This is a genomic window from Embleya sp. NPDC005971, assembly GCF_040629175.1.
Classification (GTDB): domain Bacteria; phylum Actinomycetota; class Actinomycetes; order Streptomycetales; family Streptomycetaceae; genus Embleya.
Genome location: NZ_JBEXUX010000030.1, coordinates 54,418 through 69,770 on the forward strand (window position 1 = coordinate 54,418; position 15,353 = coordinate 69,770).

The window sequence follows — 15,353 nt, forward strand, 5'->3', positions numbered from 1 at the left end:
CGGTGGCTCAACCCCACCGCCGAACACGCTAACCACCCCGACCGACAGGCCGCGCCGCCGATCAGTAGCCCGCCGGCCGGATCAGCCCGGTCTCGTAGGCGTACACCGCGGCCTGGGTCCGGTCACGCAGGCCCAGCTTGACCAGGATGCGACCGACGTGGGTCTTCACCGTCTGCTCGGCCACCACCAGGCGGGCCGCGATCTCGGCGTTGGACAGGCCCTGGGCGATCAGCGACAACACTTCGGTCTCGCGTTCGGTGAGGTCGCCGACGCGGTCCTTGAGCGGGACCCGCGGCGCACCGGCCAGACGGGAGAACTCGCCGATCAGGCGCTTGGTCAGGTTCGGCGCGAGCAGCGCGTCCCCGGCGGCCACCACCCGTACCGCGTGCGCGAGTTCCTCGGCCGAGGCGTCCTTGAGGAGGAAGCCGGACGCGCCCGCGCGCAGCGCCTCGTACACGTACTCGTCCAGATCGAACGTGGTCAGCACGAGCACCTTGGTCGCCGTGCCGGCGGATCCGGTGATCCGCCCGGTGGCCTCGATGCCGCCCAGCCGAGGCATCCGGATGTCCATCAGCACCACGTCGGGCGCGAGTTCGGCCACCTGCCCGACCGCGTCGAGGCCGTCGACGGCCTGCCCGACCACCTCGATGTCGGGCTCCGCGTTCAGCAGGACGGTGAAGCCCTGCCGGACCATCATCTGGTCGTCGGCGATCAACACCTTGATGCTCACGAATCGCCCCCCAAAGGCAGTCTGGCCACGACCTCGTAACCGCCGTCGGGGATCGGCCCGCCGGCGAAATCGCCCCCCAGCATGGCGACCCGCTCGCGCATTCCGAGCATCCCGTGCCCGCCGCCCGGCGGAGTCGACGGGGCGGACGAATCGAGCGGCTCGCTCGCGGTGTTGGCGACCCGGATCGCCAAGCCGGTCGCCTGATAACCCAGCTCCACCCGAATCGCCGCTCCCGGCGCGTGCCGCAACACGTTGCTGAGCGCCTCCTGCACGATCCGGAACGCGGACAGCTCGACCCCGGGCGGCAGTGCCCGCCGCTCGCCGGTGATCCGGGTGTCCACCTCCAGACCGGCGCCGCGCACGTTGGCGACCAGCTCGTCCAGCCGATCCAGGGTGGGCTGTGGGGCGTGCCGGACGGCCTCGGACAGGTCGTTCTCGGAGCGCAGCACACCCAGCACCCGGCGCAGCTCGGTGAGCGCGTCGACCGCGTTCGCCCGGATGCCGACCAGGTTTTCCTTGAGCGCCTCGGAGGGATTGTCCACCAGATGCGGCGCGACCTGGGCCTGGATCGAGATCACCGACATGTGGTGCGCGACCACGTCGTGCAACTCGCGGGCGATCCGGGTGCGTTCCTCCAGAAGGGTGCGCCGGGCCCGCTCCTCGGCGGTGAGTTCGGACTGGACCACCAACGCGGTCCGGGCCTGCCGACGGCCGCGCAGCGAGGCACCGACCACCGCCGCGATGGTCAGCGTCACCGCGGCCGATTCCAGGTCGAACCTGCGCATGGGGGCGAAGAAGGTGACGTGCAGCAGTGTCCCGATCAGCAGGCTGATCGCCAGCACCTCGAACGTGACGCGCGGCCGGGCCCGCAGCGCGACCATGAACACCGCGGCGGCGTGCAGCGCGATCCCGGTCCCGGTCCACGGGTACAGCTGCGGGGTGTCCGGGTTCGCCGCCAGCGCGACGACGACCATCGCCGCGGTCACCGCCCACCACGCCTGCACCGGCCGGAACATCGCGACCACGATCGCCACCGACGGGGCGCCGCCGAGCAGGATGCCGGCCGGCTGGCTCAGGCCGTACTGCCAGACGAGTTGGTTGATGTTGACCACCGCGGCCGGGATCGCCAGGAACACCAACAACACCGCGGACGCGGGTTGCCAGTCCCGCCAACGGCGCGGCAGCGGGTCGGGAGCGCCCGTCCACAGGTCGGCGCGCAGGGTGCGCACGAGCGCGCCCACCGCCGTCCTGATCCGGCCCCCGCCCTCCCCTCGCACAAGATCAACTCTAGGCACGCCGCACCTCCGCCGTCCGGGCGGGCCTCGTGCGCGCCTTCGGCACCGACGCTAGGCGCGGTCCCCGGCCGCGGACATCCCGCCAGGGGGCTCACCCGTCGAGTGGCTCTCGGGTACTACGGGTATCGGTGCGGCGCATTGCACCGACCCGCACCGACCCGCCGTCGGGGCCGCCGGACCGAGCCGGCGTGGCCCCACCCTCAACTGCGCTCCTTGACCCCCGCCAACATGCCCTCGATGCGGTCCGGCGGCCCGGGCCGGGAGAAGTACCAACCCTGCCCGGCGTCACAGCCGATCGCCCGCAGCCGCTCCGCCTGGACCGCGGTCTCGATGCCCTCCGCGGTCACCGTCAGGCCGATCGCGTGCGCCAGTTCGACCAGCGAGGCCACGATCCGGCCGTCCACCGGATCGGAGTCGCCGGGTTGCCGCAGGCCCTCGACGAAGGAGCCGGCGATCTTCAGCTCGCAGACCGGCAGTCGACGCAGGTAGGCCAGGTTCGAGTAGCCGGTGCCGAAGTCGTCGATCGCGATCCGGATGCCCATCGCGGCCAGTTCGCGCAGTCGCTCCAGCGGACCACCGTCGGTGGACATGATCTGACTCTCGGTCAGCTCGAATTGCAGTCGGCCCGGATCCAGGCCCGTCTCGGCCAGCACCCGCTCCACCTGGCGTACCAGGCCCGGTTCGCGGCACTGGCGTTCGGCCAGGTTGACGCTGATGAAGGGGGCGCCGTCCGGCTCCAGGTCCTGCCAGCGGCGTGCCTCGCGGCACGCCTGCTCCAGCACGTGCATGCCCAGCGGCACGATCAGCCCGGTCTCCTCGGCCAGCCCGATGAAGCGGTCCGGGCCGACCAGGCCGTTGCGCGGATGGCGCCAGCGCACCAGCGCCTCGACGCCGAGCACACCGCCGTCGGCGAGCGAGACGAGCGGCTGGTAGTCGACGTAGAACTCGCCGTGGTGCAACGCGGCGGGCATCTCCGCGGACAGCGTGTAGCGCGCCACCTCGCGGTCGTTGCGGTCGGTGTCGAACACCGTCCAGCGCCCGCGCCCGTCGGACTTGGCCCAGTAGAGCGTTATGTCGGCCGCCCGCAGCGTGTCCGCCGGGCTGGTGCCGGCCACCGGCCGCTCCACGATGCCGATGCTCGCGGTGACCGTCAGGTCGTGGCCGCGGATGCGGAACGGCTCGCGCAGCGCGGCGAACACGCCGTCGGCCAGCGCCACCACCTGGCCGGTGCCGGTGGAGTGCTCGACCAGGATGACGAACTCGTCGCCGCCCATCCGCGCCATCAGGTGCCCGGCCTGGCCCGCGTACCGACTCAGCCGCCGGGCGACCGCGACCAGCAACTGGTCGCCCACGTCGTGCCCGAGGCTGTCGTTGACCACCTTGAACCCGTCCAGGTCCAGGTAGCACAGGCCGACCCGGTCACCGGGGCCCGGGTGTTCGAACGCGGCGGTCAGTCGTTCGACGAACAGCGCGCGGTTGGGCAGCCCGGTGAGCTGGTCGTGCATCGCCTGGTGGCGCAGCCGGGTGTGCAGGCGGTGCCGGTCGGTGACGTCCTCCAGCATGCAGACCTGGTACTCGGGGCTGCCCTTGGAGTCGCGGACCAGGGACAACGACAGGTGCGTCCACAACGTCTCGCCGTCGGCCTTCTCGAACTGCTTCTCCAGGGCGAAGTGGTCGCGTTCGCCGCTGATCAACTCGTCGTAGAGCTTCCACATGTGGTCGGTGTCGCCGTCGTGCATGAAGTCGCGGACCTGCCGCTTGCACATCTCCTCGACGCTGGCCGCGAACATCGTGGTCATCGCCTGGTTGACGTCGATCACGTTGCCGTCGACGTCGCCGATCCCGATGCCGATCGCGGCCTGGTCGAAAACGGCCCGAAAGCGCGCTTCACTCGTGTGCAGTGCGTGCTCCGCGCTGTCCCGGGCGACCAGGACGGCGGCGTGGATGGCCTCCTGCTCGTCCAGGGTCCGCCGGCGCAGCGCCTCCGCGTAGCCCGCCGCGAGCGCCCCCATCAGCCCGGCGATGCGCTCCAGGTACGCGTCGGGATCCCGACCGCGGGAGACCGCCTCGCGGCGCAGGATGGGCCACCACGGGCCGACCAGGCCCAGGGTGCGCTCCAGCGTGCCGCTGCCGGTGAAGTGTTCGCCGACGAGGGACGCGCCGACCTCGCGCGCCGCGGCCGGGTCGAACGGCTCGGTGCGCAGCGCCTGCGCCAGGCGCAGCGCCTGGTCGCGCAGGTATTGCTCGATCTCGGCACCGCTCAACGGGACGAAGCTGGTGCCTTCGACGGCCCGGGCCCAGTCGCGGGCGAATCGGCTCAGCGACGGCCTGGCCCCGTCGGCCCGCGCGTCGTCCGTACCGCCGTTCACCCTGCGCTCCCCACGGTGGTCCGGGCGCACATGCCGGTCCCCCGGCACGCCTGGACCCACGCTGTGCCCGGCGCCCATGATGGTCGATCCACCGCCCCACCTTTCCTCCTCGGGGGCGATCCGTCACCGTGCAATGTCGGTGCGGTCGCCGCTCGGACGAGCCGGCCACAATCCCCAGCGGCCGTGTGAACGAGCCACATCACCCGTTATCACCCGTTCGGACGAGCCGGTTGGTACCTCCGGTGTGTCCCGACGATCGCGTGATCATCGTTGACGGTATCCGCCGCGGCGCGGAAACGTCTTGTAGTTGGACACGGCGCGAGGAGCATCACTCCGGAGAGGGACATGTGGTGCGCGCGGGTCCGTACCGAATTGTGGCGTACGCCCTCGCACTCCGGCGCACGCAGGGCTCCCCACGCGACGACTGACGGACCATCAGGTTGCCGCCCCCGGGCAACGGTACGCTCTACCGCCACGAGTCGGCGAGGTGGGGCGCCGTCGCCGCGGTTGCCCGGCGGTCCACCCGAGTGGAGGAAGTGGTCCCGATGTTGGTGGAACTCGCGGTAGGGGATGCGTACGGGGCGGGATTCGAGTACGCCGATCGTTCGTTCGTCGTGCGAGGCAACACACTCGCCGGTTATGTGCAGCATCCTCGTCATCGTGACGTGCTGCCCGGCCGATATACCGACGACACGCAGATGAGTATCGCGGTCGCCGAATGGTTGCTCGGCGACGATCACGGGATACCGGCGCTCGCGGACCTGTTCGTGCGGGCGTACAAGCGTGACGCGCGCGCCGGTTACGCGCGGGGGTTTCGTGGCGTACTGGAGGAGGTCGCCGACGGCACGGAGTTGCTGGCGGTATTGCGGCCGGAGAGCGACAAGAGTGGCGCGGCGATGCGCGCGGGCGTGCTGGGCCTCTTGCCGGACCCGGCCGACGTGCGCCGGATGGCGGCGACGCAGGCCCGGATCACCCACCGCACGCTCGGCGGGATGACCTCGGCGACCGCGGCGGCGCTGGCGGTGCACTACTGCCGGTACGGCCTGGGTCCGGTCGCCGAACTGCCGACGTGGCTGGTGGCGACGCTGCCCGCGTCGACCGGGCCGGCCGTGTGGGCGCAGCCGTGGCGCGGCAAGGTCGGCTCGCCGGGCATGGACAGCACCCGCGCGGCGATCACCGCGCTGGCCGCGCACACCGGCACGGCCGCGTTGTTGAAGGCGTGTGTGGCGTACACCGGCGACGTGGACACGGTGGCCACCATCGCGCTCGCGGCGGCGAGTTGCTCGGCCGAGTACACCCAGGACCTGCCGCCCGCGCTGGTGGCGGGCCTGGAGAACGGCCCCTACGGACGAGAGCATCTCGCGGGCCTGGACGCGCGGTTGGCGGCCCGGTTCGGCTGAGCCGCGCCGGGCGGGCCCGGTCGGCCGCGGCGCGTCGGTGAAAGACCGGCGAAAGATCCGGCCCGGGACGTCCCGAGGGACGGATCGGCGAAACGCGAGAGGCCCCCCGGCGGACCGGGGGGCCTCTCGTTTGCCTGGAGCCCCAATACGGAATCGAACCGTAGACCTTCTCCTTACCATGGAGACGCTCTACCGACTGAGCTATTGGGGCCTGCGCGGCGAAAACTTACCGGATCCGCGTTCGGTTCGCCAACTTGATCCACGAGCGGATCCGGATCGACCTCGTCGGGCGCGTTTCACCACTCGCCGGGGCTCATCGTGAAGTGCGCATACGGGACGGTCCACACCACTTCGCGGGCCGCCTCCGCACGTTCGTCGTAGGCGGTGCCGTGGTCGGCGGTGACGATCGCGAAGCAGGGCCTGCGGCAGCTCATCGCGCGAAACAGCCGGCCCAGGTGCCGGTCCACGTACTCCAGCGCGGCGGCGTGCGTGTCGCGGTTGTCGCCGTCGGCGGCGGTGGCGCCCGGGGTGTGGAACCAGTTCGGCTGGGCGATGGCGGCGACGTCGACGAGCAGGAAGAGTCGGCGGTCCGGGTCGAGGCCGCCGACCACCAGTTCGGCGCGGGCGACCTGGGCCTCGAACGAGATCGGTGAGGTGACGCCGAGTTCGGGGTCCCAGTGGCTCTCGGCGAACATCCCCGGCAACACCGAGTCGAGCGCGCCCTGTTTGTCGAAGCAGCCGACGCCGCCGATGCACGCGGTGTGGTAGCCCGCCTTGGTCAGCGCGCTGGGCAGGTCCGGGGTGTCGAACAACCACGTGTGCGCGTCGGTGGACTCGGTGTCGCCGCGTCGGGCGGCGAACAGGCGCGGGTGCGGGCCGGGGCCCGCCGGGGTGGGCAGGTAGCCCGCCAGGAACGCGGTGTGCGCGGCGAAGGCGAGGGCGGCCGGGGTGTAACGGCGTTGCCAGCCGCCCTCGGGCAGGACCCGGGAGAGGTTGGGCAGCCTGCCGGCCGCGGCGAGCTCGACGGCCACGTCGTACCGCAGCGCGTCGAGCGTGACGAGCAGTAGGTCCTGCTCGCCCACGACGGCGTTCATGTCGGGACCGGTCATATCGGACATGCCACCTTCTCCGCATCTGCTCGGGTGTTCGGGGCCGCCGCCGGTGGTCCGCACGCGGGCGGCGAATGGATCGCCCATGCCTACCAGAGGGAGGCGACTCTTCGAGGGATAACCCCCTCGCCGGTGTCCGGGTCGCCGTGTATGTTGTTCTCAACCTAAGAACATCTCATTCGGAGAACAACCGTCGAGTCGGTGTCGGGAACGTGAACCGGCGGGACTGCGTCGGACGTGCATCGCAGTGGGCACATCGGAGGGAAGTGCGACATGGCCGACACTGCCATCACCGAACGCGAATGGCTCGCGTCCTACGACCCCAGGGCCTGGGATCCGATCGCGGTGACCGTCGACATCGTCGCGCTGACGATTCGCCAACTCGGCGGCGCCGACCGGGCGGGCACCGCGCCGGAGGGCACCGGCGAGGAGTCGCCCAAGGCACTGCACGTGCTGCTCGTGCGGCGCGGCGAGATGCCCTTCGCGGGCCGGCTCGCGCTGCCCGGCGGCTTCGTGCGGCCCGTGGTCGACCCGGACGGCACCCGGCACGAGGAGGACCTGGGCGAGGCCGCCGCGCGCGAACTGGCCGAGGAGACCGGGCTCGCCGCCGGTGCTCGACTCGACCGGGTGCACCTCGAACAACTGGGCACCTACGGTGCGCCCGGACGCGACCCGCGGATGCGGATCGTCTCGGTCGCGCACCTGGCCTTCGCGCCGGACCTGCCCGACCCGACCGCCGGCGGCGACGCCGCCCACGCACTGTGGGTGCCGGTGGCCGAGGTCGATCCGGACACGCTGGCCTTCGACCACGCGCGCATCCTCGCCGACGGCCTGGAGCGCGCCCGTGCCAAACTCGAATACTCGCCACTGGCCACCGCGTTCGCCGGTGAGGAATTCACCGTCACCGAACTGCGCGAGGTCTACCAGGCGGTGTGGGGACAACCCATGCACGCCGGCAACTTCCACCGCAAGGTGCTGTCCGTGCCCGGCTTCGTCGAGGACACCGGCGCCACCACCGCGCGCGGCGGGGCTCGCGGCGGTCGCCGCGCCCGGCTGTACCGCGCGGGCCCCGCACGTCTGCTGCACCCGGCGCTGCTGCGCCCGTCCCCGGAGGAGGACTCCCGATGACAAGGACGCCCGGCACCACCTCGACCACCCCCACGACCTACCCGGCCGCGCTCGACCTGCTGAGCCGCGCACCGGACCCACAGGGCGTCTTCGGGCCCTACGACGGCACGCCGGAGGCGTGTCTGCGCGCCGGCAACCGCACGTATCGCCAACTCGCCCGGCTGCTCCACCCGGACACCGCGCCCGCCGATCGGCGCACCGAGGCCGCCCGCGCCTTCGCCGAGTTGGGCGAATTGTGGAACCGCTATCAGCAGGACATCACCGGCGTGACCGGCCGTCAGGTGGTGATCACCACCAAGCGCCGGGTCTACTCGGTCGGCGAGGAGCGCGCGAGCGGCGACATCGCCACGCTGTACAAGGTCGGCTACCGGGCCGAGGACGACGGCGAGGCGCGGGCGTTGCTCAAGCTGCCGCGTTCGGTGAGCGACAACGACCTGATGGAGCGCGAGGCCACCGCGCTGGAACGGATCGCCCGCGAAGGCGATCCCCAGTACGCGAACTACGTGCCCCGGCTGATCGAGACCTTCCGGCACCGGGACGCCAAGAGCGGGATCGAGCGGCGCGCCAACGTCCTCGAACGGGTGCGCGGCTTCCGCTCGTTGACCGAGGTGCGCGAGGCGTACCCGGACGGCCTGGACGCCCGCGACGTGGCGTGGATGTGGCGCCGCCTGCTCGTCGCGATCGGATACGCGCACCGGGCCGGCGTCGTGCACGGTGCGATCACCCCCGACCACGTGCTCATCCACCCGCGCGAGCACGGACTCGTCCTGGTCGACTGGTGCTACTCGGTGTTGCTCGACGCCCCGGCGGACACCGACCGGCCGGAGGCGATCCTGCGGGCCAAGGCGGTCGAGCACGTGCCGGCGATGATCGACCGGCACGCGGACCTGTATCCGCCGGAGATCCCCGGCAAGCAGCCGCCGGAGACCGCCGCGGACGTCTACATGGCCACCGCGTGCATCACCGGCCTGCTCGCCCCGGACGCGCCCAAGCCGCTGCTGCGCTTCGCCCGAGGCTGCTCGCTGCCCGCTCCCGCCCGCCGTCCGCACGACGCGTGGAAGCTGCTCGGCGAGTTGGACGAACTGCTCGGCAAGCTCTACGGACCGCGCCGATTCCGGCCGTTCGCGATGCCCACGCGCCGCGAGACCAAGGTTCCGGCGCCGGCCGCCGAAACCGCCCGCACCGGCGACGAGCCGGTCGATTCCATCTAGTCGCGGGTCGGCCCGCCGGGCCGACCCGCGCACGGATCCCAACGCATCCGATCGGGGAGTGAGCACCATGGGCAGTGGCAACTGGTCCACCAACGTTTACGACGCGGCGCAGAGCTACAACGCGGCCGCCGGACGCAGCGCGTTCCACTACGACCACGTCACCAAGCGAAGCACGCCGCACAGCGCCTGGAAGGCGCACGACGACCTGGATCCGCGCCTGGCGAGCGTGCGGGAGAGCCGGGACAGCGACGAGCACCCCACCTCGGTGGCCATCTCGGTGCTGTTCGACGTGACCGGTTCGATGTTGCGGGTCCCGCAGACGCTGCAGACCAAGCTGCCCGAGTTGTTCGGCCTGCTGCTGCGCAAGGGCTACGTGCAGGATCCGCAGATCATGTTCGGCGCGATCGGCGACGCGACCTGTGACCGAGTGCCTTTGCAGATAGGCCAGTTCGAGTCGGACAACCGGATGGACGACCAGCTCGGCAACATCCTGCTGGAGGGTGGCGGCGGCGGCCAGAAGCGCGAATCCTACGAGTTGGCCCTGTACTTCATGGCCCGGCACACCTCGATCGACTGTCACGACAAGCGCGGCAAGCGCGGCTACCTGTTCGTGATCGGCGACGAGATGCCCTACCGCCGGGTGCGCCGCGCCGAGGTGAAGGAGTTCATCGGCGACGACCTCGCCGAGGACATCCCGATCGAGCGCATCCTGGCCGAATTGCAGCGCATGTACGAGGTCTACTACATCCTCCCGGCCGGTTCGTCCTACGTGGGCGACGCCGAGGTGCTCGGCGAGTGGAAGGGCCTGCTGGGGCAGCACGTGATCGAACTCGACGACCCGGACGGCGTCTGCGAGACGATCGCGCTGACCATCGGCCTGGCCGAGGACGCGATCGACCTGGACGAGGGCCTGGAACACCTGCGCGAGGTGGGCGCCACCGCCCAGGTCGCCAACGTCTCCAAGGCGCTGGCCTCCTACGCCCGCACCGGCGGCGCGGTGGCCGTCTCCGGCTCGCTGCCCGGCCTCGACGGCGTCGGCGACGCGGGCACCACGCGTCTGTGACACCACGTCATATCGCGGTCGTCGACCTGGGGTTCGGCGACGCGGGCAAGGGCGCCACGGTGGACCGGCTGTGCGCGCGAGCGCGCGAGGAGGGGCGGCCGGTGCACGCCGTGGTGCGCTTCAACGGCGGTGCGCAAGCCGCACACAACGTGGTCACCGACGACGGGCGGCACCACACCTTCGCCCAGTTCGGCGCGGGGACCTTCACCCCGGGCACCCGCACCCACCTGTCCCGGTTCATGCTGGTGGACCCGCTCGCGCTGGCCGCCGAGGCCGAGCACCTGCGCGCGCTCGGCGTGCCCGAGCCGCTCGCGCTGCTCACCGCGGACCGGGAGGCGTTGTTGACCACGCCGTACCACGCGGCGGCCAACCGGGCCCGGGAGTCGGCCCGCGGCGCGAACCGGCACGGGTCGTGCGGAATGGGGGTGGGCGAGACGGCGGCCTTCGCGCTGGCCCACCCGCAGGACGCGCCGCGGGTGGGGGACTGCGCCTCGCCGGTGTTGTTGCGGCGGCGGTTGACGGCCGTACGGGACGCGCTGAGCGCCGAATTCGGGACACCCCTGGGTCCGGACGTGTCGGCCTGCGTGGCGGCCTTCCTGGGCTTCGGGAGGGCCGTGCGGATGGTGGATCGCGCGTACGCGCGCGAGTTGATGCGCGCCGGTCCGGTGGTCTTCGAGGGTGCGCAGGGGGTGCTGTTGGACGAGTGGCACGGGTTCCATCCGTACACCACCTGGTCGACCACGACCTTCGCGAACGCCGAGACGCTGGTCGCCGAGGCGGGCGAGGAGCTGTATCGGCTCGGCGTGCTGCGCACCTACACGACGCGGCACGGCGCGGGGCCGTTGCCCACCGAGGACGCGGCGCTGACCGCCGCGCTGCCGGACCCGCACAACGGGACCGGGCGCTGGCAGGGCGCCTTCCGGGTCGGGCACTTCGACGTGCCGGCGCATCGATACGCGGTCGCGGTGTGCGGGGGAGTGCACGGGCTGGCGCTCACCCACGCGGACGTGCTCGGGCGCCCCGGCGAGTTGGTGGCCGGGTCGTACCTCGGCGAGGAGCCCTCGGCGAGCCCGGTGCCCGACCTCGCGCACGCCGAGCAACTGACCGGGCGGATGTTCGCGGCGCGACCGGTGTTGCGGCCGGCGCCGACGCCCGAGCAGTGGCCGGAATTCGTCGCCGCCGAGCTGGGTGCCCCGGTGACCTTGCTCTCGTTCGGTCCGCGCACCGGTGACAAGTGCGAGCAGCCGGTACTAGGCTCGTATTACTCTCCGGTAACATAGCTGTCCGGAGATCGAGACCGGGCCGGTGGTCAGCGGCTTTGCCGAGACCGCGTACTCTCGGAGCAGAAGTTGACGGACCGTCAGAACTGAATGTGCCCTGTGTCACGCGTGCACCTTCGCGCGAGCGTGGCATCGTGGCGCGGAGATTGATGGATCTTGGGGCCGGAACCGTGGGCCTGTCGCCGCCCCCGTCGACGGGCATGACACCCTCGGACCGGCACCTGGGTGACCGGACGACCACAGGAGAACTGTTGTGAAAATCGTTGTCTGCGTGAAGTACGTACCCGACGCGACCGGGGACCGGGGCTTCAACGACGATGGCACCACCGATCGTGAGTCGGTCGACTCGCTGCTGTCGGAGCTGGACGAGTACGCGATCGAGCAGGCGCTCAAGATCGTGGAGTCCGGCGTCGAGGCCGAGATCACGTTCCTGACGGTCGGTCCGGACGATGCCAAGGACGCGCTGCGCAAGGCGCTGGCGATGGGTGGCGACAACGCCATCCACGTCAACGACGACGACATCGCGGGCACCGACGCACTGGGCACCTCGCTGATCCTGGCCAAGGCCATCGAGCGCGCCGGCTTCGACCTGGTCGTCTGTGGCATGGCTTCCACCGACGCCTCGATGGGCGTCGTGCCGGCCATGCTGGCCGAGCGCCTGGGCGTCCCGCAGGTCACCTACCTGGACGAGATCACGGTCGAAGGCGCCACCGTCAAGGGCGGTGGCACCGTCAAGGGCCGTCGCGAGGGCGACGTGGCCACCGAGCTGATCGAGGCCGCGCTGCCCGCCGTCGTGTCGGTCACCGACCGCACCGGCGAGGCCCGCTACCCGTCCTTCAAGGGCATCATGGCGGCCAAGAAGAAGAACGTGGAGTCGCTGGACCTGGACGACCTGGGCATCGAGTCGGACCAGGTCGGCCTGTCCGCGGCCTGGTCGATCGTGGACACCGCGACCAAGCGCCCGCCGCGTGCCAAGGGCGAGGTCGTCGAGGACGAGGGCGAGGGCGGCGTGCAGCTGGCCGCGTTCCTCGCCGCCAAGAAATTCATCTGAGTCGGTCGGCAGCACCGGACTGTTTCGACACGTTTGTGTCGGTCGCTCCTCGGGACGACCAAGCATCGCAACCCGGCCGGAGAAATCCGGGCCGACCGGACAAGGAGAGAACCCCACATGGCCGAGATTCTCGTTCTCGTCGACCACGCCGACGGCGCGGTTCGCAAGCCGACCCTGGAACTGCTGACCCTGGCCCGCCGCCTCGGTGAGCCGGCCGCGGTCTTCCTGGGCAAGGGCGCCGAGGGTGCCACCGAGACGCTGGGCAGGTACGGCGCGCAGAAGGTCTACGTCGTGGACGCCCCCGAGGTCGCCGACTACCTCGTTGCCCCGGCCGTCGACGCGCTGACCCAGATCGCCGAGGGCGGCGAGCCGGGCGCGATCCTGGTCGCCTCCTCCGCCGAGGGCCGCGAGATCGCGGCGCGCGTCGCGGTGCGCCTGGAGTCGGGCCTGATCACCGACGCGGTCGACATCGAGGCCGGCGCCGACGGCCCGGTCACCGAGCAGTCGGTGTTCGCGGCGACCTACCAGGTCAAGGCACACGTCACCAAGGGCACCCCGATCATCACGGTCAAGCCCAACGCCGCCACCCCGGAGGAGGCCCCGGCCACCCCCGCCGTGGAGGCCGTGACGGTCGACTTCACCGCCCTTGCCACCGGCACCAAGGTCGTCTCGCGCGCCCCGCGCGAGAAGTCCGACCGCCCCGAGCTGACCGAGGCCGACATCGTCGTCTCGGGTGGCCGCGGCGTCAACGGCGCGGAGAACTTCCACGTGATCGAGTCGGTCGCGGACGCGCTCGGCGCGGCCGTGGGCGCCTCCCGCGCGGCGGTCGACGCCGGCTGGTACCCGCACAGCCACCAGGTCGGCCAGACCGGCACCCAGGTCTCCCCGCAGCTCTACGTCGCGGTGGGCATCTCCGGCGCGATCCAGCACCGCGCGGGCATGCAGACCTCGAAGACCATCGTCGCGATCAACAAGGACGAGGACGCGCCGATCTTCGACCTGGTCGACTACGGCGTGGTCGGCGACCTGTTCAAGGTGATGCCGCAGCTCGAGGCGGAGATCAACAAGCGCAAGTAGGTGGTGATGGGTCGACGCCGCCCTGTCGGGGTGGCGTCGCTCATCGCTTGTCGCTCGCCGCGACCCCGCGCCGGCAGGACCGGTCGCGGGGTCGCGGCGTTCGTGCCGTGCCGTGCCGTTGTCGGATGCCGCCGGTGATCGTCGCCCGGTACGAGACCCGGCCGCAGGTGGCTTCGCCGTAGCCGGTGATCCGCACCGAACCGGACAGGCTCCCGAGGTGCCGACCGCGTTCGTCCGGGACGCGTCGGGCGTCCCGGACGAACCCGATGAACAACCGCCGAGCACCGACCCGACCGAGAGTGCGGCTGCGGCCATCGATCGCCGCCCTCGTCGCGTCGTGTCGGCGCCCCCCCGAGCCTCGACGGTGTTCCCCCGTGCGCGCCGGTCGCCTGATCCCCCGTCGGCGCGCCCTGTGACTCGGACGTTAATCCGCGTGGCCGGCCGCGAATACCCCACAGATGTGGGGGTGTTCAGGCGGCGGGCGGCGGGGCGGTGAGTCGGCCGTCCAGGGCGAGTGGACCCAGGCCCAGGCGGGGCAGGTAGTGGCGGGAGAAGACCGCGGCGGTCAGTTCGCGGCGGCTGCGCACGCCGACCTTGTCGAAGATCTTCTCCAGGTGGTCGTTCAGCGTGTTCCGGGTGATGTGCAACTCGGCGAGCACCTCTTCGCTGGACCAACCGTGCAGGACGAGCTGGGCGATTCGCCGCTGCCGTTCGCTGAGTCCGTACGCCTCCAACACCAGCGCGATCAGCATGCCGGGCTCCGCCGAGCCGATCGCGACCATGGTCACCGGCTCCGGTGCGGTGAACAACCGCCAGGCGTGCAGCGCCAACCAGTGGCCGTCGCGGGTGCGGACCTGGGACCGGGCGGTGGTGCCCGGATGCCCCGCGCGGGCCGCCGCGGCCACCGCGCGCACCGCGTACGGGCAGGACTTCGGCCGGCCGGCCGCGCCACCCAACTCGATCCGGGCCAACAAGCGCTCGGCGCTGGGACTGCACTCGACCACCCGCTGGGCGGCGTCCAGCACGACGAATCCGGGCCCGTCCGGCGCGGACCCCTCGTCGGTGCCGGTGACCACGAGCGACCGACGCACGGCCCGCGTGGTGGGCGCCGCGAACGCCCGCGCGGCGGCCAGGTCCCGGCTGCCGAACGGGGCACTGTCGGTGGACCGGCACAGCACCACCAGGCCCCAGGTGCGCCCGCGTTCGCGCAACAGGATGCGCAACTCGTCGGCCATGTCCAGGGGTTGCAGGATGTCCCGGTAGTAGGCGCTGGACTCGATCGCGCCGCCGGTGGACGCCTTCAGCGAACTCACCGGCGCCGCACGGCGGGTCAACGCCCGCAGGTTGTCGACCCCGTCCTGCTCCACGTGCTCGATCTCGAACAACCGCGGCATCACCCGCTCCGGGAATCCCGACTCGTGCACGCCCCCGGTGTCCAGCAGCGTCGACGGATCCAGCAGCACCGCACACCAGATGTCGGCCGGCACCACCTTCAACAACCGCGTCGCCGCCACCCCGACGACGTCCGCCGCCCCGCGCCCGGTCTCCACCACACCCTGCAGGGCCCGCTCCAGCCCCACGACACCCCGCCCCGCCCCACCGGAAACCACGCCTCAACGCTACCGACCCCACCGCCCACC

At 71.6% G+C, this 15,353-nt stretch carries 13 protein-coding genes and 1 tRNA gene; 7 read left to right on the forward strand and 7 right to left on the reverse strand.

What is annotated here, in order from left to right:
• Positions 1-61: 61 nt before the first annotated feature.
• The 3 genes from ABZ374_RS25340 to ABZ374_RS25350 all read right to left on the reverse strand — a co-directional run bounded on the left by ABZ374_RS25340 (position 62) and on the right by ABZ374_RS25350 (position 4,394).
• The gene (locus ABZ374_RS25340) at positions 62-730 is read right to left on the reverse strand and encodes a response regulator transcription factor (RefSeq protein WP_360314791.1); all 669 of its coding nucleotides are present in this window, start codon (positions 728-730) and stop codon (positions 62-64) included.
• On the reverse strand, positions 727-2,007 hold the full coding sequence (locus tag ABZ374_RS25345) for a sensor histidine kinase (protein ID WP_360314793.1): 1,281 nt from the start codon (positions 2,005-2,007) through the stop codon (positions 727-729). The genes ABZ374_RS25340 and ABZ374_RS25345 overlap by 4 nt, the downstream gene beginning before the upstream one ends.
• A gap of 218 nt (positions 2,008-2,225) precedes the next feature.
• Positions 2,226-4,394 carry an EAL domain-containing protein gene (locus tag ABZ374_RS25350; protein WP_360314795.1) on the reverse strand — a complete coding sequence of 723 codons (2,169 nt, stop codon included), beginning with the start codon at positions 4,392-4,394 and terminating at the stop codon, positions 2,226-2,228.
• 545 nt (positions 4,395-4,939) lie between these two features.
• Between ABZ374_RS25350 and ABZ374_RS25355 the strand changes: the two genes are divergently transcribed.
• The gene (locus ABZ374_RS25355; protein WP_360314797.1) at positions 4,940-5,794 is read left to right on the forward strand and encodes an ADP-ribosylglycohydrolase family protein; all 855 of its coding nucleotides are present in this window, start codon (positions 4,940-4,942) and stop codon (positions 5,792-5,794) included.
• A gap of 135 nt (positions 5,795-5,929) precedes the next feature.
• On the opposite strand, the gene ABZ374_RS25360 is transcribed toward ABZ374_RS25355, so the two are convergent.
• Both ABZ374_RS25360 and ABZ374_RS25365 read right to left on the reverse strand, forming a co-directional pair.
• Positions 5,930-6,005: transfer RNA gene (locus ABZ374_RS25360), tRNA-Thr, on the reverse strand.
• Positions 6,006-6,090: 85 nt separating this feature from the next.
• The gene (locus tag ABZ374_RS25365) at positions 6,091-6,888 is read right to left on the reverse strand and encodes an STM4013/SEN3800 family hydrolase (RefSeq protein WP_360314906.1); all 798 of its coding nucleotides are present in this window, start codon (positions 6,886-6,888) and stop codon (positions 6,091-6,093) included.
• Between the two features lie 288 nt (positions 6,889-7,176).
• Here ABZ374_RS25365 and ABZ374_RS25370 point away from each other — a divergent pair, with 288 nt between their 5' ends.
• From ABZ374_RS25370 to ABZ374_RS25395, 6 genes are all read left to right on the forward strand, one after another.
• Positions 7,177-8,031 carry an NUDIX domain-containing protein gene (locus ABZ374_RS25370; RefSeq protein ID WP_360314799.1) on the forward strand — a complete coding sequence of 285 codons (855 nt, stop codon included), beginning with the start codon at positions 7,177-7,179 and terminating at the stop codon, positions 8,029-8,031.
• Entirely contained in the window at positions 8,028-9,242 is a 1,215-nt protein-coding gene (locus ABZ374_RS25375; protein ID WP_360314801.1) for a lipopolysaccharide kinase InaA family protein, read from the forward strand. The genes ABZ374_RS25370 and ABZ374_RS25375 overlap by 4 nt, the downstream gene beginning before the upstream one ends.
• A gap of 67 nt (positions 9,243-9,309) precedes the next feature.
• Entirely contained in the window at positions 9,310-10,305 is a 996-nt protein-coding gene (locus ABZ374_RS25380) for a hypothetical protein (protein WP_360314908.1), read from the forward strand.
• A complete protein-coding gene (locus ABZ374_RS25385) occupies positions 10,302-11,585 on the forward strand; it encodes an adenylosuccinate synthetase (RefSeq protein ID WP_360314803.1) in 1,284 nt (427 codons plus the stop codon). The genes ABZ374_RS25380 and ABZ374_RS25385 overlap by 4 nt, the downstream gene beginning before the upstream one ends.
• A 253-nt stretch (positions 11,586-11,838) precedes the next feature.
• Positions 11,839-12,636, forward strand: a complete 798-nt coding sequence (locus ABZ374_RS25390) for an electron transfer flavoprotein subunit beta/FixA family protein (RefSeq protein WP_360314805.1) — start codon at positions 11,839-11,841, stop codon at positions 12,634-12,636.
• A gap of 117 nt (positions 12,637-12,753) precedes the next feature.
• Positions 12,754-13,713 carry an electron transfer flavoprotein subunit alpha/FixB family protein gene (locus tag ABZ374_RS25395; RefSeq protein ID WP_360314807.1) on the forward strand — a complete coding sequence of 320 codons (960 nt, stop codon included), beginning with the start codon at positions 12,754-12,756 and terminating at the stop codon, positions 13,711-13,713.
• Positions 13,714-13,753: 40 nt separating this feature from the next.
• On the opposite strand, the gene ABZ374_RS25400 is transcribed toward ABZ374_RS25395, so the two are convergent.
• Together ABZ374_RS25400 and ABZ374_RS25405 are read right to left on the reverse strand one after the other, a co-directional pair.
• On the reverse strand, positions 13,754-13,987 hold the full coding sequence (locus tag ABZ374_RS25400; RefSeq protein WP_360314809.1) for a hypothetical protein: 234 nt from the start codon (positions 13,985-13,987) through the stop codon (positions 13,754-13,756).
• A 196-nt stretch (positions 13,988-14,183) separates the two neighbouring features.
• Positions 14,184-15,323 (reverse strand): helix-turn-helix transcriptional regulator, encoded by a 1,140-nt coding sequence (locus ABZ374_RS25405; protein WP_360314811.1) that lies wholly within the window; start codon positions 15,321-15,323, stop codon positions 14,184-14,186.
• Between the last annotated feature and the right edge of the window lie 30 nt (positions 15,324-15,353).

What these genes read in the sequence shown, in the direction of transcription:
- ABZ374_RS25355 (WP_360314797.1), top strand. Translation starts at nt 4,940, where the DNA reads ATGTTGGTGGAACTCGCGGTAGGGGATGCGTACGGGGCGGGATTCGAG.
- ABZ374_RS25365 (WP_360314906.1), bottom strand. Translation starts at nt 6,888, where the DNA reads ATGAACGCCGTCGTGGGCGAGCAGGACCTACTGCTCGTCACGCTCGAC.
- ABZ374_RS25370 (WP_360314799.1), top strand. Translation starts at nt 7,177, where the DNA reads ATGGCCGACACTGCCATCACCGAACGCGAATGGCTCGCGTCCTACGAC.
- ABZ374_RS25375 (WP_360314801.1), top strand. Translation starts at nt 8,028, where the DNA reads ATGACAAGGACGCCCGGCACCACCTCGACCACCCCCACGACCTACCCG.
- ABZ374_RS25380 (WP_360314908.1), top strand. Translation starts at nt 9,310, where the DNA reads ATGGGCAGTGGCAACTGGTCCACCAACGTTTACGACGCGGCGCAGAGC.
- ABZ374_RS25395 (WP_360314807.1), top strand. Translation starts at nt 12,754, where the DNA reads ATGGCCGAGATTCTCGTTCTCGTCGACCACGCCGACGGCGCGGTTCGC.